Origin of the sequence: Rhodanobacter sp. C06, assembly GCF_002001105.1 — a bacterium.
GTDB lineage: Bacteria > Pseudomonadota > Gammaproteobacteria > Xanthomonadales > Rhodanobacteraceae > Rhodanobacter_A.
Window position 1 is genome coordinate 1 of the sequence record NZ_MUNP01000060.1, and the last position, 21,226, is coordinate 21,226.

The window sequence follows — 21,226 nt, forward strand, 5'->3', positions numbered from 1 at the left end:
CCTCCTGCACCGCCGCCGGCCCCGCCGCCGCCGGTGCAGGAGGTGTCGCAGAACGCGGTTGCCGCCGCGCCGCCGGCCCCACCGGCGCCGCCGGCTCCCCCGGCCGACATCAGCGCTGGCCAGGATCTGAGCTACAACAGTCGGATGCAGCCGCGTTATCCGCCACAGGCCATTCGCCAGCGCCATGAGGGCACGGTGATCCTGTTGATCCTGGTGGGTGTCGACGGTTCGCCGAAGGACATCAAGGTCGACAAGTCCAGCGGATACCACGAGCTTGATCGCGCGGCGATCGAAGCGGCACAGAAGTGGCGCTTCAATCCCGAGGTCAAGAACGGCAAGAAGGTGGAAGGCTACGCACGCGTTCCGGTCACCTTCAACCTCAACAACCTGTAATCCTCGTTACAGCCTCTACAGTTCACGCTTGACTTCCCAAGGGTAGCGTTATGTTCCTACAGACTCCTGCACCGACCGATGCCGCCGCTCAGGTGGCGGGCAATTCCAACGCCGAAGCCATGAAGCAGATGGGCTTCGCCAACCTCGCCCAGGGTTTCGACTGGCTGGGTTGGGTGGTGTTCATCACCCTGGTGGTGATGTCCTTCCTGTCCTGGTACTTCATCATCGCCAACACCATCCGTAACGGCATGGTGAAGTCGCGCGCCGACGGCGTGATCAACGGCTTCTGGAACAACCCGTCCACCCAGGACGCGATCCGCGAGCTGGAAGGCCAGCCCAAGGGCGAACCGTTCTCGAAGATCGCGCTGGACGCCGCCTCGGCGGTGGCCCATCACCAGCAGGTCAACAAGGGTGGCCTGGCCGAGTCGCTGAGCCGTTCCGAGTTCGTCGACCGCGCGCTGCGCCAGGCCGTGGCTCGCGAGAGCCTGCGCCTCGAAGGCGGCCAGACCCTGCTCGCCACCGTGGGTTCGTCGGCGCCGTTCGTCGGTCTGCTCGGTACCGTGTGGGGCATCTACCACGCCCTGATCGGCATCGCCGCCAGCGGCAACGCTTCGATGACCGCAGTGGCCGGCCCGGTGGGCGAGGCGCTGATCATGACCGCGATCGGTCTGTTCACCGCGATCCCGGCGCTGCTCGCGTTCAACTTCTTCAACCGGTCGAACCGCGTCATCTTTGCCCGTTTCGACGAGTTCGCGCACGACCTGCACGACTTCTTCGCGACCGGCTCGCGCGTCGAGTGAGGGATTGACCCATGGCAATGAGCGTCGGAGGCAATACCGGCGGTCCGGTTTCGGAAATCAACGTCACGCCGCTGGCGGACGTGATGCTGGTGCTGCTGATCATCTTCATGATCACGGCGCCGCTGATGTCCCATCCGATCACCGTCACGGTGCCGATCGCGAACCCCAAGAGCACCGAGGCCAAGGCGCCGGATACGCCGCCGCTGGATCTGGCGATCAAGGAAGACGGTTCGATGTACTTCCAGGATCAGCAGATCACCGAGGCCAGCCTGAAGCAACAGCTGGCGGTGGCTGCGCAGAAGACGCCGCAGCCGGAGCTGCAGATCCGCGCCGAGAAGGCGATCGAGTGGAAGGTCGTGCGCAAGGTCATCAGTGATGCCAAGGGCCAGGGCATGGTGCACGTCGGCTTCATGACCACCGCGCCGGCGAAGGAGTAAGTAGTCATGGCCTTTTCCACCAAAGCCTCGTCGGGTCCGATGGCGGACATCAACATCACGCCGCTGATCGACGTGATGCTGGTGCTCCTGATCATCTTCATGGTCACCGCGCCGATCCCGCTGGAGAAGATCAAGATCGATCTTCCACAGCCGAACCCGAACCAGATCCAGCCGCAGAACCCACCCGAGCCGATCAATCTCAAGATCGACCAGGGCGGCGCGTTCTACTGGAACGACACGCCGGTCGACGAGCTGGGCCTCAAGGCGCAGTTCGCGGTGATCGCCCAGCAGACCAACCAGCCGGAAATCCAGATCAAGGCCAACGATGCCACCGCCTACCAGTACGTCGCTACCGTGCTGGCCGACGCGAAGCAATACAACCTGGTCAAGATCGGATTCACCGACAGCGACCAGTAAGGCCGCGACGTCGGACAACAGCGTTACCCGCGCCAACCCCCGCCCCGTGCGGGGGTTGGCGTTTGTGCGGCCGAAAACGTCTGGACATGCACGCTGCCGCCTGTAGGAGCGCACCCTGCGCGCGATTGCTTTTGGCTTCGATCGACGCGAAGGCATTCGCGCACAGGGTGCGCTGCTACCGCAGGATCTGCAGATAGTTGCGCACCGTGGCGGCCAGGCCCTCGTACAGCGCCTCGCCGATCAGCGCGTGGCCGATCGATACTTCGGCCAGTCCGGGGATCGCGGCCTTGAACGTGCCGAGGTTCGCCTGGCTGAGGTCATGGCCCGCGTTCACCGCCAGCCCTGCCTGTTGCGCCAGACGCGCAGTGGCAGCGCAACTTGCGAGCATGGCGTCGGGCTCGCCTTCGGCGAAGGCCTCGGCGTAGGGGCCGGTGTAGAGCTCGATCCGCCGCACGCCGATCGCCCTGGCCGCCGCGAAATCCTGGTTGCCGGCATCCACGAACAGGCTGACCCGGCAATCGATCGCGTTGAGCTCGTCCACCAGCGGGCGCAGCCGATCGAGATCGCGCGAGAGGTCGAAGCCGTGGTCGGAGGTGATCTGGCCGTCGCTGTCGGGCACCAGGGTCACCTGGGTGGGACGTACCTCGCGCGCCAGCGCGATCAGGCCGGGATAGTCGCCGCGCGGCGCGGCGAACGGGTTGCCCTCGATGTTGTATTCCACCCGACCGCGCAGCATCGCGGCCAGTGCGCGCACGTCGTCGGGGCGCACGTGGCGCAGGTCGGGCCGCGGATGCACGGTGATGCCGCCGCACCCGTTCTCGATGCAGGTCTGCGCCGCGCGGCAGATGTCGGGCTCGTGGCCGCCGCGCGAGTTGCGCAGCACGGCGATCTTGTTGAGATTGACGCTGAGCAGGGTCATGGCGGTGGTCCGTCACGAAGGGAGGAGTGCAACACTGCCCCGATCACGCGGCGTCGGCAAGCGCGTAGCGGCGGATGCGCCGCGTGGTGCCGCGCCAGGCCAGCGCGGCGAACGCATCGACGCCGACGTCGAGCCGATGCAGTTGCCACGCGGCGGGGTCCTCGCCGTCCAGCCACTGCAGCACCAGTCCGGCCGCCTCGCGCCGGAACGCCAGCCGGTCCAGCCCGAACGCGAGGCCGCGGCCCAACGCCTTCAGCACCGCCTCGCGCGCGGTCCACAGTTCGAGGAAGGCCGTGCGCCGTTCGGCCTCGTCCAGCGTGCCCAGCCAGCCGGCTTCCTCGGCCGTGAAGAAGCGCTGCGCGATCTCCAGCGCGTTCGCGCGCGTGCGGCGCTGTTCCAGGTCGATGCCCGGCGCGATGCCGCGCGCCAGCGCCACCAGTGCCTGTTCGCCGCTGTGCGACCAGTTGAAGTCGAGCACACCGCCATGGACGGGATCCAGCGCGGGCCGGCCGTGTTCGCCCGCCACCAGTCGCACCTCGCCCGGCGCGACGCCCAGGTAGCCCGCGAGCAGGGCCAGCAGGGGTTCGCGCCCCGCACCCTTCGGCCGCTGCAACCGCCAGACATGAATCTCGTCAGCGTGCAGGGGCTCTGCTACTTTCGCGGGCAGGAATCCGTCGATGGCGTGCATGCGCGCATGCTGACGGACAGGCGCCGCCGCGCACAAGCCGGCGACGCGCAACGTCGATTTCCGGGGAGGCGCGCTTGATCGCCGGTTGGCTGCTGCTGCTCGTTGCGCTGCTCTACGTGGGCCTGCTCTACGGCGTGGCCTGGGCGGGCGACCGGCGCCCGCTGTATCCGCGCCAGCCGCGGCTGCGGCCGATCGTCTACAGCCTCGCGCTGGCGGTGTACTGCTCGTCGTGGACGTTCTACGGCGCGGTGGGCACGGCCGCGCGCGAGGGCCTGGGCTACCTGCCGATCTACCTGGGGCCGGTGCTGCTGTTCGTGTTCGGCTTCGGCCTGCTGCGCCGGCTGGTGGAGGTGGCGCAACAGCGCAACATCACCTCGATTGCCGACTTCATCGGCGCACGCTACGGCAAGTCGCACGGCCTCGCTGCCGTGGTGGCGGTGATCGCGGTGGTGGCAGTGCTGCCGTACATCGCACTGCAACTGAAGGCGGTGGCGATGTCGTTTGCGGTGCTGGGCGGCAGCACGCCGGGACTGCGCGGCGCGGTCGCGACGGATCCCGCGCTGTGGTGCGCCGGCCTGCTCGCGGTGTTCGCGATACTGTTCGGCACGCGCAGCATCGACGCCACCGAGCACCACCATGGACTGATGCTGGCGGTGGCGCTGGAATCGCTGATCAAGCTGGTGGCCTTCGTGGCGCTGGCGTGGTTCGCCCTGCGCCACGGGCCGGGACTGGCCGCCACCGCAAAGCTGCCGCTGCAGCATCCGGGTGACGGCCTCTCGGCCGGCTTCCTCGCGCAGACGCTGCTGGCGTTCTTCGCGATGTTCTGCCTGCCGCGGCAGTTCCAGATCGGCGTCGTGGAATGCGAGGATCCGCGCGACCTCAACCGCGCGCGCTGGATGTTCCCGCTGTACATGCTGGCGATCACGCTGGCGGTGCTGCCGATCGTGGCCACCGGCACGCGGTTGCCGGCGGTGCGCGACGGCCTCGCCGACGCCTGGGTGTTGAACCTGCCGCTGGCGCTGGGCAACGGCGGCATGGCGATGCTGGCCTTCGTGGGCGGCTTCTCGGCGGCCACCGGCATGGTGATCGTGGCGGCGGTGGCGCTGTCCACCATGATCAGCAACGACCTGGTGATGCCGGCGCTGCTGCGCGTGCGCCGCCTGCGGCTGGAACACCGCAGCGACCTCTCGCGGCTGGTGCTGCGCGTGCGCCGCGTGGCGATCGTGGCGCTGGCCGCGCTGGCCTACGGCTACTACCGGGTGGTGGCCGACACCGAGAACCTCGCCGCCACCGGCCTGCTCGCGTTCGCCGCGGTGGCGCAGCTGGCGCCGGCCATCGTGGCGGCGCTGTACTGGCGCGGCGCGAGCCGGCGCGGCGTGGCGATCGGCCTCGTCGCCGGCTTCGCGGTGTGGGCCTACACCTTGCTGCTGCCGGCGATGCTGCACGTCGGCAGCTGGCAACAGGACGGCCCGCTGGGCCTGGGCTGGCTGCGGCCGCAGGCGCTGTTCCATCTCGGCGGCAGCGATCCCCTGCTGCACGGCACGCTGTGGTCGCTGCTGGTCAACGTGGCTTGCCTGGTGTTCGTCTCGCTGCGCTGGCGGCCGAACCTGGAGGAACGCCTGCACGCGGCGCTGTTCGTCGCGCCGCATGCGGCCAGCCGTGGCGGCGCGGGCGACTGGCGCGGCCGCGTGGCGGTGGCCGACCTGCGTACCATCGCCACGCGCATCGTGGGCCGGCGCAGCACCGAACGCGCGTTCGCCGAGCACGAACAGCGACGCGGCAAGCCGCTGCAGGCCGGCGAAGCGGCCGATCGCGCGCTGATCCAGCACACCGAGCGCCTGCTCGCCGGCGCGGTCGGTGCGGCGAGCGCGCGGCGCATCCTGATGGGCATGCTGTCCGGCTCGGGCCTGGACATCGCCGAGGCGATGGCGCTGATGGACGAGGCCTCGCAGGAGTTGCGTTTCAACCGCGAGTTGCTGTCCACCACGCTGGAGAACGTCTCGCAGGGCATCAGCGTGGTCGATGCGCAGATGCGCGTGGTGGCGTGGAACCGGCGCTATCTCGAACTCTTCGGCTACCCCGACGGCATGGTCTACGTGGGCGTGCCGGTGGCCGACCTGATCCGCTGGAACGCCGAGCACGGCGAATGCGGTCCCGGCGAGGCGCCGGCGCAGGTGGCCAAGCGCATCGGCCACCTGCGTGCCGGCACGCCGCACGTGTTCCAGCGCGTGCGCGCGGACGGCAGCACCATCGAGATGCGCGGGCGCGCTCTGCCCGGCGGCGGTTACGTCACCACCTACACCGACGTCACCGCGTACAAGCGCGCCGAGCAGGCGCTGATCGAGGCGAACGAGACGCTGGAGCAGCGCGTGGACCAGCGCACCGCCGAACTCAGCGAGGCGCTGGCCGCCACCGCGCAGGCGCAGCGCACCGCCGAGGCGGCGAACGCGTCGAAGACGCGCTTCCTCGCCGCCGCCAGCCATGACCTGCTGCAGCCCTTGAACGCGGCGCGGCTGTTCACCTCCGCGCTGCGCCAGCAATCGGCGCTGGATGCGGAATCGCGGCAACTCGCCGAACGCATCGATGCCTCTTTCCGCGCCGCCGAGGACCTGCTCGACGCCCTGCTCGACACCTCGCGCCTCGATACCGGCAGCTACCAGCCGGAGATCGGCGACTTCGCGCTGGCCGAGCTGTTCGACTCGCTGCAAAGCCAGTTCGCGGTGCTCGCCGAGCAGCGCGGCCTGCGCCTGCGTGTGGCACCCACGCGGCTTGCCGTGCGCAGCGACCCGCAGCTGCTGCGCCGGGTGCTGCAGAACTTCCTCTCCAACGCGTTGCGCTACACCCAGCGCGGTGGCGTGTTGCTGGGCGCGCGCCGCACCGGGGACGAGGTGCGCATCGAAGTATGGGACACCGGTCCAGGCATCCCCGCCGAACAGCGTGCGCGCATCTTCGGCGAATTCCAGCGGCTGGAGCGGCCCTCGCCGTGGGGCGAGAAGGGCCTGGGCCTGGGCTTGTCGATCTGCGACCGCATCGCCGCCATGCTGCAGCACCGGCTGGCCCTGCATTCGCGCCCGAGCCACGGCAGTTGCTTCGCGATCGTGGTGCCGCGCGCCACCGCTACGCCGCCACGCCGCCAGGCGGTGCGCCGCGGCGGCAGCGACGAGCAGCTGCCGCTCACCGTGTTGTGCCTCGACGACGACGCAGCGATCCTCGACGGCATGCGCGCCCTGCTCGGCCGCTGGGGCGTGGACTGCCGCACCGCGCGCGACGTGACCGCCGCCGCCGCCGAGCTGCGCCGTGGCCCGGTGGATCTCATCCTCGCCGACTACCACCTCGCCGCCGACATCGACGGCCTGCAGGCCTTGCAGCAACTGCGCGCCGAGTGCGACCCGCTGCCCCCCGCCGCCCTGATCACCGCCGACGGCAGCAGTGAACTCAAGCAGCGCACCCGCGCGCTGGGCTATCCGTTGCTGCACAAGCCGGTGAAGCCGGCGGCGCTAAGGGCGTTGTTGACGGCGCTGATGAGGAAGCAGGGTGAGGGGAGTATTGGTGCTTGAGTATGTGCGTCACAGCGCGCGCGCTGTGGCAATGACCCAACATTGGACATCAGAAGCAACGGCGTCGCCTGCAGGATGCTCCGCGATGAAAGGCTCGGGTGTCGCGTCGTTAGTTGTGGTTCAGTGCAAGTTTGCACAAAACGAGCGTTATGGGTCGTGCTTCACAGCGGACGTCATGCTCGGGTTTTGGGACATCGATGGGACGGTGGTCTTCAGCCAGCAGATACCACCCGGAGCATTCGGGTGTTTTACGAAAGTCATAGCGCGGCACCGACTGTCAGCGAGGCAGGAACTCGAGCATTCTCCGGCTGTGTTCGCTTCGAAGTTGGAGAGGTCGCCACCTTGGCGATTAATGCCTGGCTCAAGCGCGCCCATGTACGGCTTCGGGGCGGGTGCAGGCTGCACAGGGGAATAGGGCGGAGGTGACGGGAACAGTTTGCTCCACCACCATGGTGAACTCGACGCGGTGGCTATCGCGATGACGATAGCGGCCACAATGCTGCCAGCCTTGTTGCCTTCGGACATATGGTTCTCCGCTCTGAAGGTGTGCAGAGTTTGTCTGGCCGGACTCGGTGGTACGGTTTGGGCAGATGGTCGTCGAAGCGGATCGTAAATTGATCCATTGCGTTCTTCCAGACGCGTGGAGTCGCCTCACTCCCCCTCATCACCCTCCGGCAACGGCTGCATCGCCCCCGGTTCCACGGCAAGCTGGCTGGCGGCCAGCGCAACTTGCGTCCGGTTGTTGACGCCGAGCTTGCGCATGATCGCGGTCATGTGCGCCTTCACGGTGGCTTCGGAGACGCCGAGTTCCCAGGCGATCTGCTTGTTGAGCAGGCCTTCGGCGATCATGGTGAGCACGCGGAACTGCTGCGGCGTGAGCGCGGCGACGCGGGCGGCGATGTCGGCTTCGGCGGGCTTCAGTTCGGCGCGGCCGCCGACCAGTTGCGGCGGCAGCCATACGTCGCCGTCGAGCACGGCGCGGATCGCGTGGACGATGTCGTCGCCGGCGGTGGACTTGGGAATGTAGGCGGCGGCGCCGTGGGCGAGCGCGCGGCGCGCGACCTGGGCTTCCTCGTGACCGGAGACCACGATGATCGGCAGGCCGGGATACTGGCCGCGGATGTGCACCAGTGCGGAGTAGCCGCGCGCTCCGGGCATGTGCAGGTCGAGCAGCAGCAGGTCGGCGTCGGGGTATTGCTCGATCAGCGCGTACAGGCCGTGCACGCTCTCGGCGCTGCGTACCTGCGCCTGCGGCAGCGCGGCGAGCACCGCGCGCTGCAGGGCGTCGCGGAACAGCGGGTGGTCGTCGGCGATCAGGATGTCGGGCATAAAGGGGGCTTCAATCAACCCGGTAGGAGCGGCTTCAGCCGCGATGCTCTTGCTCATCGCGGAAGATCTATCGCGGCTGAAGCCGCTCCTACGCTTATTTGATCAACCGTTCCTCGACGAGGCTCTTCACCACCGAGGGATCGGCGAGGGTGGAGATGTCGCCGAGCTGGTCGGGCTGGTTCTCGCCGATCTTGCGCAGGATGCGGCGCATGATCTTGCCCGAGCGGGTCTTGGGCAGGCCGGGCGCCCACTGGATGTAGTCGGGCGTGGCGATCGGGCCGATCTCCTTGCGCACCCAGGCGACCAGTTCCTTCTTCAACTCGTCCGTGCCGGTTTCGCCGGCGACCAGGGTGACGTAGGCGTAGATGCCCTGGCCCTTGATGTCGTGCGGGCAGCCCACCACGGCGGCCTCGGCCACCTTGGGGTGCGCCACCAGCGCGCTCTCCACCTCGGCGGTGCCGATGCGGTGGCCGCTGACGTTGATCACGTCGTCGACGCGGCCGGTGATCCAGTAGTAGCCGTCCTCGTCGCGGCGCGCGCCGTCGCCGGTGAAGTAGTTGCCGGGGTAGGCGCTGAAATAGGTCTCGATGAAGCGCTGGTGGTCGCCGTACACGGTGCGCATCTGGCCGGGCCAGGAATCAGTGAGCAGCAGGTTGCCCTCGGCCGGGCCTTCCTGCACTTCGCCGTTGGCGTCGACGATGGCGGGCTTCACGCCGAAGAACGGCTTGGTGGCGGAGCCGGGCTTGGTGTCGATGGCGCCGGGCAGCGGGGTGATCAGGATGCCGCCGGTCTCGGTCTGCCACCAGGTGTCCACGATCGGCAGGCGGCTCTCGCCCACCACGCGGTGGTACCACTCCCAGGCCTCGGGATTGATCGGTTCGCCCACCGTGCCGAGCACGCGCAGCGAGGCGCGCAAACACCGCTTCACCGGCGCCTCGCCTTCGCGCATCAGCGCGCGGATCGCGGTGGGTGCGGTGTAGAACAGGGTCACCTGGTGCTTGTCCACGACCTGCCAGAAGCGGCTGAAGTCGGGGTAATTCGGCACGCCGTCGAACATCACCGTGGTGGCACCGTTCGCCAGCGGGCCGTACACCACGTAGCTGTGGCCGGTGACCCAGCCCACGTCGGCGGTGCACCAGTACACGTCGTCCTCGCGCAGGTCGAACACGCATTCGTGGGTGTAGCTGGTGAACACCAGGTAGCCGGCCGAGGTGTGCAGCACGCCCTTCGGCTTGCCGGTGGAGCCGGAGGTGTACAGGATGAACAGCGGGTGCTCGGCTTCCATAGCCTCGGCCGGGCAGTCGGCGCTTTGGCCGTCCATCAGGTTGTGCCAGTAGCGGTCGCGCGGCGACTGCATCGGCACGGCGCTGCCGGTGCGGCGCACCACCACCACGGTTTCCACGCTGTTGGTGCCGGGGCGCTTGAGCGCCTCGTCCACGTTGGTCTTGAGCGGGATCTTCTTGCCGCCGCGCACGCCTTCGTCGGCGGTCACCACCAGCTTGCACTGCGAATCGGCGATGCGCCCGGCCAGCGAATCGGGCGAGAAGCCGCCGAACACCACCGAGTGCACCGCGCCGATGCGCGCGCAGGCCAGCATCGCCACCGCAGCCTCGGGGATCATCGGCAGGTAGATCGCCACGCGGTCGCCCTTGGCCACGCCCAGGTGCTTCAGCGTGTTCGCGAACTTGCACACTTCGGCGTGCAGCTCGCGGTAGGTGAGCTTGCGTGACTCGTTCGGGTCGTCGCCCTCGAAGATGATCGCCACCTTGTCGCCGCGCTCCTCGAGGTGCCGGTCGAGGCAATTCGCGGCCACGTTGAGCATGCCGTCCTCGTACCAGCGGATGTGCAGGTTCTTCGGATCGAACGAGACGTCCTTGATCCTGGTGGGCCGCTTCGCCCAGTCCAGCCGCTCGCCCACCTTGGCCCAGAAGCCTTCGGGATCTTTCACCGACTCGGCGTACAGCCGCTCGTAATCGTCCTTGCGGATGCGTGCCCTGGCGGCGAATGCGGGATCGACGGGATGGATCGTGGACATGCGGGACTCCTGCTGGCGAGGTGGGGGGCGGGCGCGGGGCCTGCTGCGAACGGCATGCAGAGGCTTTCGAGTGTAGCGGCGTCGCCGGGGTGTCGAGGAGCCCCGCCCATCGACTTTGGTCGAGGTACGACCATCGGCGAATAGTCATGCGTGCGAGTGCATGAGCATGCTCGCCCCACGATCACCTTGGGGAAACCCTGCATGAGCCCGACACTCAACCGTCGTTGCCGCGCGCCGCTGGCGCTGGGCATCGCCTGCGCGCTGGCGTTGCCGTGGGCGGCACAGGCGCAGACCAGCACATCGACCACGGGCAACGTCAGCGCCCGCGAGCAGCAGCTGGAACAGCGCGTGGACCAGCTGGAGCAACAGCTGGCGCAGCTGAAGGCGATGATCCAGGCGCAGAAGCAGCAGCCGGCACAACCTGCCTCCGCCGCACCGGCACAGAACGTCGCCGCCGTACCCGCCACCGCAGCCAAGCCGGTGTTCACCACCGCGCCGGGCGTGTCGGTGGCCTTGCACGGCTTCGTCAGCGCCACCGCCTTCAGCCAGGACAAGAGCTTCACCTTCGGCAACGGCACCAACGCGGAATTCCCGGTGCCGGGCGCGAAGGGTTCGCTGTCCGGCGTGGACGTGCGCAACACGCGCTTCTGGCTGGATTTCAGCGGCGCGAAGTTCGCCGGCGACTGGGTCGGCGGCGGCCGCATCGAGATGGACTTCTTCGGCGGCTTCAACGGCACCGGGCCGTACAGCCAGCAGCAGCCCACGCCGCGCCTGCGCCAGGCCTACATGGACCTCACCAACCCGAATACCGGCACCACGGTGCGCGTGGGCCAGCAGTGGGAGCTGATGTTCCCGGTCGACAACACGCCGGTATCGCTGGCGCACATCGCGTTCCCGCTGGGCTTCGCCGCGGGCTACGGCGGCTGGCGCTTCCCCGGCATCGTGGTGATGCAGGACTTGAACCACGGCAGCGACGGCGCGAAGTGGCGGCTGGACCTGGGCGCGTTCGAAGGCGCGTGGAAGGGCCCCGGCGACAACGTGAACTACCTCACCGCGGGCAACGCGGGCTTCCGTCCGCAGCTGGAGGCGCGCTTGCGCGTGGCGGACAAGAACTGGGTGGCCTATGCCGCCGCGCACTACAGCGAGGTGAACCTCAAGGGCGTGGGCGACACCGCGCCTGCGCCGGTCAAGGACACCATCCAGAGCGTGGGCTACGAAGTCGGCGGCAGCTGGAAGCCGGGCCCGTGGGTGTTCAACGGCTTGGTCTACACCGGCAAGGGCCTGGGCGAGATCTTCGGTGCGATGGCGCAGTTCGGCGACATCTCCGAGAGCGGCGGCTTCGTGCAGGCGGGCTACAACTTCACCTCGAACTGGAGCGCGTATGCGTTCTACGGCATCAGCAAGCCGGACAGCCAGGACGTGATCCGCTGGATGGGCAACGGCTCCACTGGCTTGCTGAAGAACCGCCAGGCCGCGCTGAGCTTGCAATACGCCGCCGGTGCCTACGCGCTGGGCGTGGAGTGGATGTACGACAAGCTCGACTCCACCACCGACGGCATCCACCGCAAGACCACCAACGGCAACCAGCTCAGCGTGAGCGGCATGTACAAGTTCTGAGGATGCGGCAGGAGCACGACGCAGCTGCGTGAGCAGGTGCGGGCAACGCCGGCGGCGGACATCGTCGGTAGCGGCAGTCAGCAGTGAGCCTCGAAGAGCCATCGTCATCCCGGCTTGACCAGCCCTTCGGCTGTTGAAGTGCGCCTCGCCGGGATGACAAGCAGAAGAGCGGCATTCGAGGTTCTTGGCAAACAACGCCGATGCGGCCGTAGCGGGGGAGGGGACTCCGGCGCGGCGGCATCCTCATCCTCCCGCGTGCGGGAGTCAGCCAGCGGGTCGCCTGTCGGCGGCGCGCATCGACCGGGCTTTGCCGTCACGGCAAGTCGCCATCACACTCGGGAGGGGAACGCACATGGCCAGCAACGCCATCGACGCCGTCGGCAAGCACGCCGCGGGACTGGATACCAGCCACCGGCGGGTGATCCTGGCATCCAGCTTGGGCACCGTGTTCGAGTGGTACGACTTCTACCTGTACGGCTCGCTGGCCGTGATCATCGGCAAGCAGTTTTTCTCGGGCTTGAATGAAGCAAGCCAGCTGGTGTTCGCGCTGCTCGCGTTCGCCGCCGGCTTCGCGGTGCGTCCGTTCGGCGCGCTGGTGTTCGGCCGGGTGGGCGATCTGGTGGGACGCAAGTACACCTTCCTCATCACCATCGTCATCATGGGCCTGTCCACGTTCTTCGTGGGCCTGTTGCCCAGTTACGGATCGATCGGCGTGCTGGCGCCGGTGATCCTGATCGCGCTGCGCATGCTGCAGGGCCTGGCGCTGGGCGGCGAGTACGGCGGCGCGGCGACGTATGTGGCAGAGCATGCGCCGGACGGCAAGCGCGGCCTGTATACCAGCTTCATCCAGATCACCGCGACCTTCGGCCTGTTCATTTCGCTGCTGGTGATCCTGGGCATCAAGTGGACGCTGGGCGACGAGAAGTTCAACGACTGGGGCTGGCGCGTGCCGTTCCTGCTGTCCTCGCTGCTGCTGGCGGTGTCGGTGTACATCCGCATGCAGCTGGCCGAGTCGCCGGTGTTCCAGCAGATGAAGGCCGAGGGCAAGACCTCGAAGGCGCCGCTCACCGAATCCTTCGCGCGCTGGGGCAACCTCAAGCTGGTGATCCTCGCCCTGCTCGGCGCCACCGCCGGCCAGGCCGTGGTGTGGTACTGCGGCCAGTTCTACGCGATGTACTTCCTCGGCACCACGCTGAAGATCGACGCCACCACCACGCAATTGCTGATCGCCGGTGCGCTGCTGATCGGCACGCCGTTCTTCGTGGTGTTCGGCTGGCTGTCGGACAAGGTGGGCCGCAAGCCGGTGGTGCTGGCCGGCTGCCTGCTCGCCGCGTTGACCTACTTCCCGATCTTCAAGGCGATCACCCACTACGGCAATCCCGCGATCGAGGCGGCCAGCCTGGTGGCGCCGGTCAGCGTGATCGCCGACCCGGCGAACTGCCACCTGCAGATCAACCTCACCGGCACGCAGAGCTACACCAGCTCCTGCGACGTGGCCAAGAGCTATCTCGCCAAGCGCGGCGTGCCCTACCGCAACGTGGCGACGCAGCCCGGCGAAGTGGCGCGGGTGGACGTGGGCGGCCACATGTTCGAGGCGTTCGAAGGCACGGGCCTGGCCAAGGCGGACTTCGCCGCGCAGGGCAAGGCCTTCGCCGCCTCGCTGGGCACCGCGCTGGACCAGGCCGGCTACCCGGCCAAGGCCGATCCCGCGCGCAGCAACTACCCGATGCTGCTCCTGCTGCTGACCCTCCTGGTGCTCTACGTGACCATGGTCTACGGCCCGATCGCCGCGTGGCTGGTGGAGATGTTCCCTACCCGCATCCGCTACACCTCGATGAGCCTGCCCTACCACATCGGCAACGGCTGGTTCGGCGGCTTCCTGCCCTCGGTGTCGTTCGGCATCGTGGCGCTCACCGGCAACATCTACTCCGGCCTGTGGTACCCGGTGGCGATCGCCGCGATGAGCTTCGTGATCGGCCTGCTGTTCGTGCGCGAGACGAAGGGCGTGGACATCAGCGCCTGACAAAAACCGTAGGAGCGGCTTCAGCCGCGATCAGCGTTGCTGGGGTCGCGGCTGAAGCCGCTCCTACGGGCAAGACAGTCGTGTCGCGCGAACTGAGATGCCCGCACAGCACACTGCACGGATGGACGACCACGCCATTCCCCCGCAGGCGATCAAGGGCCGCGGCGCCGCCTCCAATCCCGAGGGGCGCTTCGAGTCCATCCGCCACCATGCCGAGGACGACGGCTGGCAAAGCCTGCTGCTGGACGAGACCGCGCCGCGCCCGCAAACCTGCGTCACCGAAGAGCGCGCGCGCAGCGTCATCACCCGCAACGATTCGCCCGACATCGCCTTCGACCAGGCGCTGAACCCGTACCGCGGCTGCGAGCACGGCTGCGTGTATTGCTTTGCCCGCCCCAGCCACAGCTACCTCAACCTCTCGCCCGGGCTGGACTTCGAGACGAAGATCCGCGCCAAGGGCAACCTCGCCGAAGTGCTGCGGGCCGAGTTGGCCAAGCCCGGTTACTTGCCGAAGCCGATCAATATCGGCAGCAACACCGACCCGTATCAACCCATCGAAAAGAAGTGGCGGCTCACCCGCGCCGCGCTGGAGGTGTTGGCCGAATGCCACCACCCCTGCACCGTCGTCACCAAGAACGCGCTGGTCGAACGCGACCTCGACCTGCTCGCCGCGATGGCGCGCGAACAGCTGGTGCAGGTGTTCGTCTCGGTGAACTCGCTGGACAACCACCTCGCCGCGAAACTCGAACCGCGCGCCTGCGCGCCGCATCGCCGCCTCAAGGCCATCGCCGCGCTGGCCGAAGCCGGCGTGCCGGTGGGCGTGCTGGTGGCGCCGATCATCCCCGCGCTCAACGACAAGGACATGGAAGCCGTGCTCGAACGCGCCCACGCCGCCGGCGCCCGCTGCGCCGGCTATACCGTGCTGCGCCTGCCGTGGGAACTGAAAGCGCTGTTCCGCGAATGGCTGGCCCTGCACGCGCCGCAACGCGCCGAACACGTGATGAGCCTGGTGCAGCAGATGAACGGTGGCCGCGACTACGACAGCGACTTCCGCACCCGCATGCGCGGCCAGGGCGTGTTCGCCGAACTGCTGCGCAAGCGCTTCGAGATCGCCTGCCGCAAGCACGGCTTCGGTCGTGCGCGCGAGCTGCGATTGGACTGCACGCGCTTCGTGCCGCCGCGCAAGCCGTCGCCGCAGGGGGAGTTGTTCTGATCGTCCACGCGTGGCGATGGCCATCGCCCAGCGCCGGCTTCAGCCGGCGCGGATCGCCGACAGCGCATCAGATGGTGGGCAATGGCTCGACCCGCACGCCACGCACCAGCAGCCAGATGCCTGTGGTGATCTCCGCAAGGAAGATCGGCAACCAGCCGAACTGGAGCATGTCCGCATAGGCGGGAAGGACGAGATTGCCTAGGCTGGTCAGCAAGGTGACGACCGAAGCAAACACGCCGAACACGGAAAGCACGCGCGGGATGTAACGCGTCTTCGCGAACAGATGGAAGAACAGGGTGGAGCCGAAGCTGAAGAACAGGGTCGCGACATTGAACGACGCGAAGTCCACGCTCTTGGCCAGGCCGACCATCGTTTCCAGCTGCGCCATGCCAAGCGACTGCAGGTACTTGGGATCGCTTTGCAGGCTGAGCGTGCCGAAAGAGATGAAGGCCGTCACGCCGGAAAAAGCTTCAGCGAGCCGGAAGTACAACGCCAGGCGCGCGACACGTTCGTTCACGGGCCGCACGACGACGTACAAGGCGTAGGCCAGCAGCACGGTGAACACGGAAGCGAGCAATTGCAGGACCAGCCCGACCCGGTAAAGGACTTGCCCTTGGGTGATGTGCTCGAGGCGCTGGGCGAAGTCGCCCGTCCCGACGACATGGCCGATGAGGAACTGCCCGCCCATGTAGAGCACGATCAGCAGCAGGTAGACAAAGCCGGCGATGCGCGCGTAGCGGATCTGCACGTCGGCAGCGTATGCGTCCTTCATTTCCCTATCCCCTTTCGTTGCGAGTCAAGGCGGACTCAGACCACTTCCCGTCCGCGGTAGTAACGCTTGTGCGCCAGCGCCAGCATCGCCTCGTCTTCGTGCGTGTCGCCGTAGGCGTAGCACGTATCGTAGGCGGCGAGGTCATGGCGTTCGCGCACGCGGCGAGCCTTCTCCGCGCCCACGCATTGGGCGCCATGGTAGCGACCGGTGAGGCGCTCGCCGCGGGTTTCGAGCGCCGAGCAGATCAGTTCCAGGCCGTGCCGCCGGCACCACGGCGCGAGATAGAAATCGAGGCCGCCGGAGACCAGCACCACCTTGTCGCCCTGGCGCTTGTGCCAGGCGAGGCGCTGCATCGCTTCGGGGCGCAGCAGGCCGGGCAGGACTTCGGCGGCGAAGCGTTCGCCGGCCGCGTGGACGTGCGCGGCGGGCACGCCGCGGAAGCCGAAGGCGGCGACGTGGTGGCGGATGCGCGTGCCGGAGACCAGGCCCAGCTTGTAGCCGGCCAGCATCGGCGCGAACACCGGCACGCCCAGCGCGCGACGCAGCGGCGTTACCGCCTGACGCATGAAGTCGCCGAAGGTTTCGCGGGTGGTGAGGGTGCCGTCGAAGTCGAACAGGGCGAGGTTCATGCGGCGTCCGTGTCTCGATGTAGGGTGGTGCGAGTGCGAGCCCTCTCCCCCGACCCCTCCCCCGCAAGCGGGGGAGGGGAGTTCAAGCGATTACTTCGACGCCGGCAGGTACTTCGCGAACCAGTCCAGCGAGCGCTGCTGCATGTCGCGCACGTGCTTGGGGTCGGCGAAGTGGTGGCCTTCGTTCGGGTAGACCACCAGCTGGGTAGGTACGCCGAGCGTCTTCAGCGCGTGCCAGTACTCGAAGGACTGCGGCGCGGGGCACTCCTCGTCGCGGTCGCCCACGATGATCAGGGTGGGCGTCTTCGCCTGCTTGATGAAGCTGAGCGCCGAGCTCTTCGCGTACACCGCGGGGTCGTCGTACAGGCTGGCGCCGAAGTAGGGGATCATCCACTGGTCGATCCGGTTCTCGCCGTAGTAGCTCGCCCAGTCGGAGATGCCGGCGCCGGCGACCACGGCGCGGAAGCGCTGGGTCTGGGTGGGCGCGAACATGCTCATGAAGCCGCCGTAGCTCCAGCCGGTGAGGCCCAGGCGGTGGTCGTCCACCGGCACCAGCTTCTCCACCGCGTCGACGCCGGCGAGGATGTCGCGCAGGTCGCCATAGCCGAAGTCCTTGCGGTTGGCCTGCACGAAGGCTTCGCCCTGGCCGTAGCTGCCACGCGGGTTGGGCATGAACTGGAAGTAGCCCGAGGCGGCGTACATCGCGCCCATGCCGGGCCAGCTCGACATCACGCCCCACGCCGGGCCGCCGTGCACGCTGACGATCATCGGGTAGGTCTTGTGCGGATCGTAGTTGGCCGGGTACAGCAGCCAGCCCTGCACGTCGCGCCCTTCGTTCTTCCACTCCACTGACACCGCCTTGCCCCAGGCGGCCTTGAGCGCGGCGTTGAGCGTGGTGACAGCGGGCGGCGGCGTGTGGCCGAGCTTGCCGGCGTGCAGTTCAGGCGCACTCTCGTACGAGGTCTGCACGTAGGCGACGCGCTGGTGGTCGGCCGACAGCGACACCGAGAGCACCGCGCCACCGGCGCCGATCATCGCGGGCAGGGTGAAGTACGGCGCCTGTGCGCTGGCGCGGTCACCGTGCACGTCATAGGTGGCGAGCTGCGCCTTGCCCTTGGCGTTCTGGCTGACCAGCAGCGCGTCGTTGCCGGTCCAGGTGAACCACGACGGCGTCACCGTGATGCCGGGCGTGAGGTCGCTCAGCGCGCCACCGGTCGACGGCACGCTGTAGAGGTCGCCGCCGGTGGCGCCCTGGTCGCTCATCAGGCCGCCGATGAAGGCGATCCGCGAGCCATCCGGCGACCAGCGCGGCAACGCCATCTGCAGGCCGTGCAGCGAACCGGCGACGGTGGCGGGGTCGACGACCGCGCGCGGCGCGGCGCTGGCGCTTGCTTCCTGCACGTAGAGCTTCGCCACCCACCAGTTGTTGTCGCCCGGCGGCGGTGCGGCGGTGTAGGCGACGTGCGTGCCGTCCGGCGAGAAGTCGAATTCGTAGGCGTACAGCGAGGCGGGCGTCAGCGTCTGCAGCGCGCCGCTGCTCGCGTCGAGACGAGCCACGCGCTGCACTTCCTCATGCTCGTCCTCGCCGATCACGCCCACCTGCGGCTTGCCCGCGGCGGTGGCGCTGGCGTGGCGGGTGGCGCCGGGCACGTAGAGGAAGCCCAGCGCCTTGCCGTCCTGGGTCCACGTCAGCGCGCGCGCGTAGCCGGCGAGTTTCGCCAGCTCATGCGGCGCGGCCGTACCGGCCACGTCGGCGAGGTAGACGTCGTTGTGCATCGCCTCGGTGTTGGTGAGGTCCTTGCCGCAGTTGGCGATGAAGGCGAGCCGGCGCGAATCCGGCGACCAGGCGATGTCGCGCTTGTCGCAGCCGGCCAGTGCCTTGCCCACGTCCAGCGCGTGCGCGCCGCGGCCGTCGGCATCGGCCAGCTCGATTACGGGCTGCTTGCCTTCGCGCACCCAGGCCAGCCGTTTGCCGTCGGGCGAGATCGCCACGGCGCCGAGGCGCTGGACCCGGTCGAGCCGGGTCTGCAGTTGCTCGATGTGGGAGGCGGGCTGGGCGGCGGGCGTGTCCGGTGCCGCCTGCACGGCCCAAGGCGCGGCGAGCAGGGCGAGTGAAACCAGCAGGGGCGAGGATTTTGGCATGGCACGGACCCGGGGCAGAGGAACGCCCACGCTACAACCGCGGGGAGTGCCGCACCATGTGCGGGTAGTCACCCCGACGGGGCGACGCATGTCTCAGTTACTGGCGACCTGCGTGGCCTCGCGCGCGGCCAGCCTGGCGCGTATCTCCGGAATCGCCGCCAGCGCGGCCTTCTCGCCGGCGAGGATGGCCAGGTTCTTCTGCTCGAAATCGGTGGGACCGATGCCGCTCAGGTCGGGCCGGATCACCACGTCGGCGCGCGCGATTTCCTGCGCCGCCAGCTGCCGCCCCATGATCGTGATCGACTGGCCCACGATATTCAGCATGCCCTGCGGGTTGCTGCCGCTGGGCGTGGCGGAGATGTCCACCGCGATCACGAAGTCCGCGCCGAGCTGGCGCGCGGCATCCACCGGGATCGGGCTGACCACGCCGCCGTCCACGTAATGCCTGCCGCGGATTTCCACCGGTTCGAACACGCCGGGGACGCTGCAGGAGGCGCGCACCGCCTCGCCGGTGTTGCCGCGCACGAACACCATGCGCTGGCCGGTTTCCAGTTGCGTCGCCACTGCCGCGAACGGCAGTTCCAGCTGCTCGATCGGCCGGTTGTGCACCAGCTGGTTCACGTAGTCCTGCAGCGCCTTGCCCTGCACCAGGCCGCCGGAGAACAGCCGCACGTCGCGGATCTTCGCCTCGTCGAGGCCGAACGCCACCTGCTGCATCTGGAACGCGTCCATGCCACTGGCGTACAGCGCGCCCACCACGCTGCCTGCGCTGGTGCCGGCCACCACGTCGGGGTGGATGCCGCTGGCCTCCAGCATCTTGATCACGCCGATGTGCGCGAAGCCCTTGGCCGCGCCGCCGCCCAGCGCGAGGCCGATCCGCAGTTTGGGCGGAGGTGGTGGCGGAGCGATCGGCGGCGGCACGGGTTTGGCCGCGTGGGTGCAGGCACCCAGCGCGAGCGTGGCGAGCAGCGGCAGGAGCAGGCGGCGGAGGCGCATGGGAGTCTGAAGAAGGAGAGGGTGGGCGGCCCGCTTTCCTCCTCCCCTTGTTTGCAGGGGATGCGGGGAGTTGCCATGGATGGCGCCGCTTTGAGGAGCGATGAAGGTCGGGAGGGGGTACCCGGTAGATCCAGTGCACCCCACCCCAGCCCTCCCCTGCTTGCAGGGGAGGGCGCCGGCGCATCAGCCCTGCGCGCCGTCCGCCTCGCGGTGGTAATGCGTGGCCAGTTCGACTTCCTGCTTCGAGCCCAGGAACACCGGCACGCGCTGGTGCAGGCCGGTCGGTTGCAATTCCATGATGCGCTCGCGGCCGGTGGTGGCCGCGCCGCCGGCCTGTTCGACGATGAAGGCCATCGGGTTGGCCTCGTACATGATGCGCAGCTTGCCGCCCTGCTTCGCGATCTTGGCGTCCAGCGGGTAATAGAACACGCCGCCGCGGGTCACGATGCGGTGCACGTCGGCCACCATCGAGGCCACCCAGCGCATGTTGAAGTCGCGCCCGCGCGGGCCTTCCTTGCCGGCCAGCAGCTCGCCGATATAGCGCTGCATCGGCGCTTCCCAGTGGCGCTGGTTGGACATGTTGATCGCGAACTCGCCGGTGGTTTCCGGGATGCGGATGTCGCGCCGGCTGAGGATGAAGCTGCCGATCTCGCGGTCCAGCGTGAACTCGTGGGTGCCGTGGCCGAAGGTGAGCACCAGCAGGGTGGACGGGCCGTAGACCACGTAGCCGGCGGCGAGCTGGGTGGTGCCCGGCTGCAGGAAGTGCTCGGCCTTCGGCTCGGTGACGCCGTCCGGGCAGCGCAGCACCGAGAAGATCGTGCCGACCGAGATGTTCACGTCGATGTTCGAGCTGCCGTCGAGCGGATCGAACAGCAGCAGGTGCTGGCCCTTCGGATAACCGTCCGGGATCTGCTGCGGGTCTTCCATCTCCTCCGAGGCGCAGGCGGCGAGGTGGCCGCCCCAGGCGTTTGCTTCGAGGAGGATCTCGTTGGAGATCACGTCCAGCTTCTTCTGCGCCTCGCCCTGGATATTCATGCTGATTGAATCAGCCGTGCCGGCCATGCCCAGCACGCCGCCCAGCGCACCCTTGCCGGTGGCCACGCCGATGCGCTTGCAGGCGCGCGCCACCACCTCGATCAGCAGGGAAAGTTCGGCGTTGATGTGGCCGGCGCGGCGTTCCTCGATCAGGAACTGGATCAGCGAGACGGGCTTCATGGCGGGTCCGTGGCAGGGTGGCAGACAGAGTGGAACGCGCATTG

Annotated in this window: 17 protein-coding genes; 8 read left to right on the top strand and 9 right to left on the bottom strand. The window is 68.3% G+C overall.

Features of this window, described 5'->3' with window-relative positions; all coding sequences use genetic code 11:
* The 4 genes from B0E52_RS13170 to B0E52_RS13185 form a co-directional block, all read left to right on the top strand.
* Positions 1-393 (top strand): energy transducer TonB (locus B0E52_RS13170; RefSeq protein ID WP_139351685.1); only part of this gene is annotated, 393 nt, incomplete at its 5' end.
* 50 nt (positions 394-443) lie between these two features.
* Positions 444-1,193 carry a MotA/TolQ/ExbB proton channel family protein gene (locus tag B0E52_RS13175; RefSeq protein ID WP_174575568.1) on the top strand — a complete coding sequence of 250 codons (750 nt, stop codon included), beginning with the start codon at positions 444-446 and terminating at the stop codon, positions 1,191-1,193.
* A gap of 11 nt (positions 1,194-1,204) precedes the next feature.
* Positions 1,205-1,630 carry a biopolymer transporter ExbD gene (locus B0E52_RS13180; protein ID WP_077484490.1) on the top strand — a complete coding sequence of 142 codons (426 nt, stop codon included), beginning with the start codon at positions 1,205-1,207 and terminating at the stop codon, positions 1,628-1,630.
* Between the two features lie 6 nt (positions 1,631-1,636).
* Positions 1,637-2,047, top strand: a complete 411-nt coding sequence (locus B0E52_RS13185; protein ID WP_077484492.1) for a biopolymer transporter ExbD — start codon at positions 1,637-1,639, stop codon at positions 2,045-2,047.
* A gap of 175 nt (positions 2,048-2,222) precedes the next feature.
* Here B0E52_RS13185 and B0E52_RS13190 read toward each other — a convergent pair whose 3' ends face one another.
* Positions 2,223-2,966, bottom strand: a complete 744-nt coding sequence (locus B0E52_RS13190; RefSeq protein WP_077484494.1) for a pyridoxine 5'-phosphate synthase — start codon at positions 2,964-2,966, stop codon at positions 2,223-2,225.
* A 43-nt stretch (positions 2,967-3,009) separates the two neighbouring features.
* The gene (locus tag B0E52_RS13195; RefSeq protein ID WP_077484496.1) at positions 3,010-3,654 is read right to left on the bottom strand and encodes a 4'-phosphopantetheinyl transferase superfamily protein; all 645 of its coding nucleotides are present in this window, start codon (positions 3,652-3,654) and stop codon (positions 3,010-3,012) included.
* A gap of 74 nt (positions 3,655-3,728) precedes the next feature.
* Here B0E52_RS13195 and B0E52_RS13200 point away from each other — a divergent pair, with 74 nt between their 5' ends.
* Positions 3,729-7,211 (top strand): PAS domain-containing hybrid sensor histidine kinase/response regulator, encoded by a 3,483-nt coding sequence (locus B0E52_RS13200; RefSeq protein ID WP_174575569.1) that lies wholly within the window; start codon positions 3,729-3,731, stop codon positions 7,209-7,211.
* A gap of 651 nt (positions 7,212-7,862) precedes the next feature.
* On the opposite strand, the gene B0E52_RS13210 is transcribed toward B0E52_RS13200, so the two are convergent.
* Both B0E52_RS13210 and acs read right to left on the bottom strand, forming a co-directional pair.
* Positions 7,863-8,540: a response regulator transcription factor gene (locus tag B0E52_RS13210; RefSeq protein ID WP_077484500.1), complete on the bottom strand. Its 678-nt coding sequence runs from the start codon at positions 8,538-8,540 to the stop codon at positions 7,863-7,865.
* A gap of 94 nt (positions 8,541-8,634) precedes the next feature.
* Complete coding sequence (gene acs, locus B0E52_RS13215) at positions 8,635-10,575, bottom strand: acetate--CoA ligase (RefSeq protein WP_077484502.1); 1,941 nt, start codon at positions 10,573-10,575, stop codon at positions 8,635-8,637.
* Positions 10,576-10,776: 201 nt separating this feature from the next.
* On the opposite strand from acs, the gene B0E52_RS13220 reads away from it, so the two are divergent.
* The 3 genes from B0E52_RS13220 to B0E52_RS13230 all read left to right on the top strand — a co-directional run bounded on the left by B0E52_RS13220 (position 10,777) and on the right by B0E52_RS13230 (position 15,428).
* A complete protein-coding gene (locus B0E52_RS13220; protein ID WP_077484504.1) occupies positions 10,777-12,192 on the top strand; it encodes a carbohydrate porin in 1,416 nt (471 codons plus the stop codon).
* Positions 12,193-12,544: 352 nt separating this feature from the next.
* The gene (locus B0E52_RS13225; protein WP_077484505.1) at positions 12,545-14,215 is read left to right on the top strand and encodes an MFS transporter; all 1,671 of its coding nucleotides are present in this window, start codon (positions 12,545-12,547) and stop codon (positions 14,213-14,215) included.
* Between the two features lie 121 nt (positions 14,216-14,336).
* On the top strand, positions 14,337-15,428 hold the full coding sequence (locus B0E52_RS13230) for a PA0069 family radical SAM protein (protein WP_077484507.1): 1,092 nt from the start codon (positions 14,337-14,339) through the stop codon (positions 15,426-15,428).
* 67 nt (positions 15,429-15,495) lie between these two features.
* On the opposite strand, the gene B0E52_RS13235 is transcribed toward B0E52_RS13230, so the two are convergent.
* The 5 genes from B0E52_RS13235 to B0E52_RS13255 all read right to left on the bottom strand — a co-directional run bounded on the left by B0E52_RS13235 (position 15,496) and on the right by B0E52_RS13255 (position 21,182).
* Positions 15,496-16,176 (bottom strand): DUF4386 domain-containing protein, encoded by a 681-nt coding sequence (locus B0E52_RS13235; RefSeq protein WP_168174195.1) that lies wholly within the window; start codon positions 16,174-16,176, stop codon positions 15,496-15,498.
* A 59-nt stretch (positions 16,177-16,235) separates the two neighbouring features.
* Entirely contained in the window at positions 16,236-16,829 is a 594-nt protein-coding gene (locus tag B0E52_RS13240) for an HAD family hydrolase (protein ID WP_077484510.1), read from the bottom strand.
* A 90-nt stretch (positions 16,830-16,919) separates the two neighbouring features.
* A complete protein-coding gene (locus tag B0E52_RS13245; protein WP_077484512.1) occupies positions 16,920-18,971 on the bottom strand; it encodes a S9 family peptidase in 2,052 nt (683 codons plus the stop codon).
* A 93-nt stretch (positions 18,972-19,064) separates the two neighbouring features.
* A complete protein-coding gene (locus B0E52_RS13250; RefSeq protein ID WP_077484514.1) occupies positions 19,065-19,967 on the bottom strand; it encodes a patatin-like phospholipase family protein in 903 nt (300 codons plus the stop codon).
* Positions 19,968-20,150: 183 nt separating this feature from the next.
* On the bottom strand, positions 20,151-21,182 hold the full coding sequence (locus B0E52_RS13255; RefSeq protein ID WP_077484515.1) for a class 1 fructose-bisphosphatase: 1,032 nt from the start codon (positions 21,180-21,182) through the stop codon (positions 20,151-20,153).
* Between the last annotated feature and the right edge of the window lie 44 nt (positions 21,183-21,226).

Excerpts from the sequence above, each read along its gene's own strand:
- B0E52_RS13175 (WP_174575568.1), top strand. The coding sequence starts at position 444 with ATGTTCCTACAGACTCCTGCACCGACCGATGCCGCCGCTCAGGTGGCG.
- B0E52_RS13180 (WP_077484490.1), top strand. The coding sequence starts at position 1,205 with ATGGCAATGAGCGTCGGAGGCAATACCGGCGGTCCGGTTTCGGAAATC.
- B0E52_RS13185 (WP_077484492.1), top strand. The coding sequence starts at position 1,637 with ATGGCCTTTTCCACCAAAGCCTCGTCGGGTCCGATGGCGGACATCAAC.
- B0E52_RS13190 (WP_077484494.1), bottom strand. The coding sequence starts at position 2,966 with ATGACCCTGCTCAGCGTCAATCTCAACAAGATCGCCGTGCTGCGCAAC.
- B0E52_RS13195 (WP_077484496.1), bottom strand. The coding sequence starts at position 3,654 with ATGCACGCCATCGACGGATTCCTGCCCGCGAAAGTAGCAGAGCCCCTG.
- B0E52_RS13210 (WP_077484500.1), bottom strand. The coding sequence starts at position 8,540 with ATGCCCGACATCCTGATCGCCGACGACCACCCGCTGTTCCGCGACGCC.
- acs (WP_077484502.1), bottom strand. The coding sequence starts at position 10,575 with ATGTCCACGATCCATCCCGTCGATCCCGCATTCGCCGCCAGGGCACGC.
- B0E52_RS13220 (WP_077484504.1), top strand. The coding sequence starts at position 10,777 with ATGAGCCCGACACTCAACCGTCGTTGCCGCGCGCCGCTGGCGCTGGGC.
- B0E52_RS13225 (WP_077484505.1), top strand. The coding sequence starts at position 12,545 with ATGGCCAGCAACGCCATCGACGCCGTCGGCAAGCACGCCGCGGGACTG.
- B0E52_RS13230 (WP_077484507.1), top strand. The coding sequence starts at position 14,337 with ATGGACGACCACGCCATTCCCCCGCAGGCGATCAAGGGCCGCGGCGCC.
- B0E52_RS13240 (WP_077484510.1), bottom strand. The coding sequence starts at position 16,829 with ATGAACCTCGCCCTGTTCGACTTCGACGGCACCCTCACCACCCGCGAA.
- B0E52_RS13245 (WP_077484512.1), bottom strand. The coding sequence starts at position 18,971 with ATGCCAAAATCCTCGCCCCTGCTGGTTTCACTCGCCCTGCTCGCCGCG.
- B0E52_RS13250 (WP_077484514.1), bottom strand. The coding sequence starts at position 19,967 with ATGCGCCTCCGCCGCCTGCTCCTGCCGCTGCTCGCCACGCTCGCGCTG.
- B0E52_RS13255 (WP_077484515.1), bottom strand. The coding sequence starts at position 21,182 with ATGAAGCCCGTCTCGCTGATCCAGTTCCTGATCGAGGAACGCCGCGCC.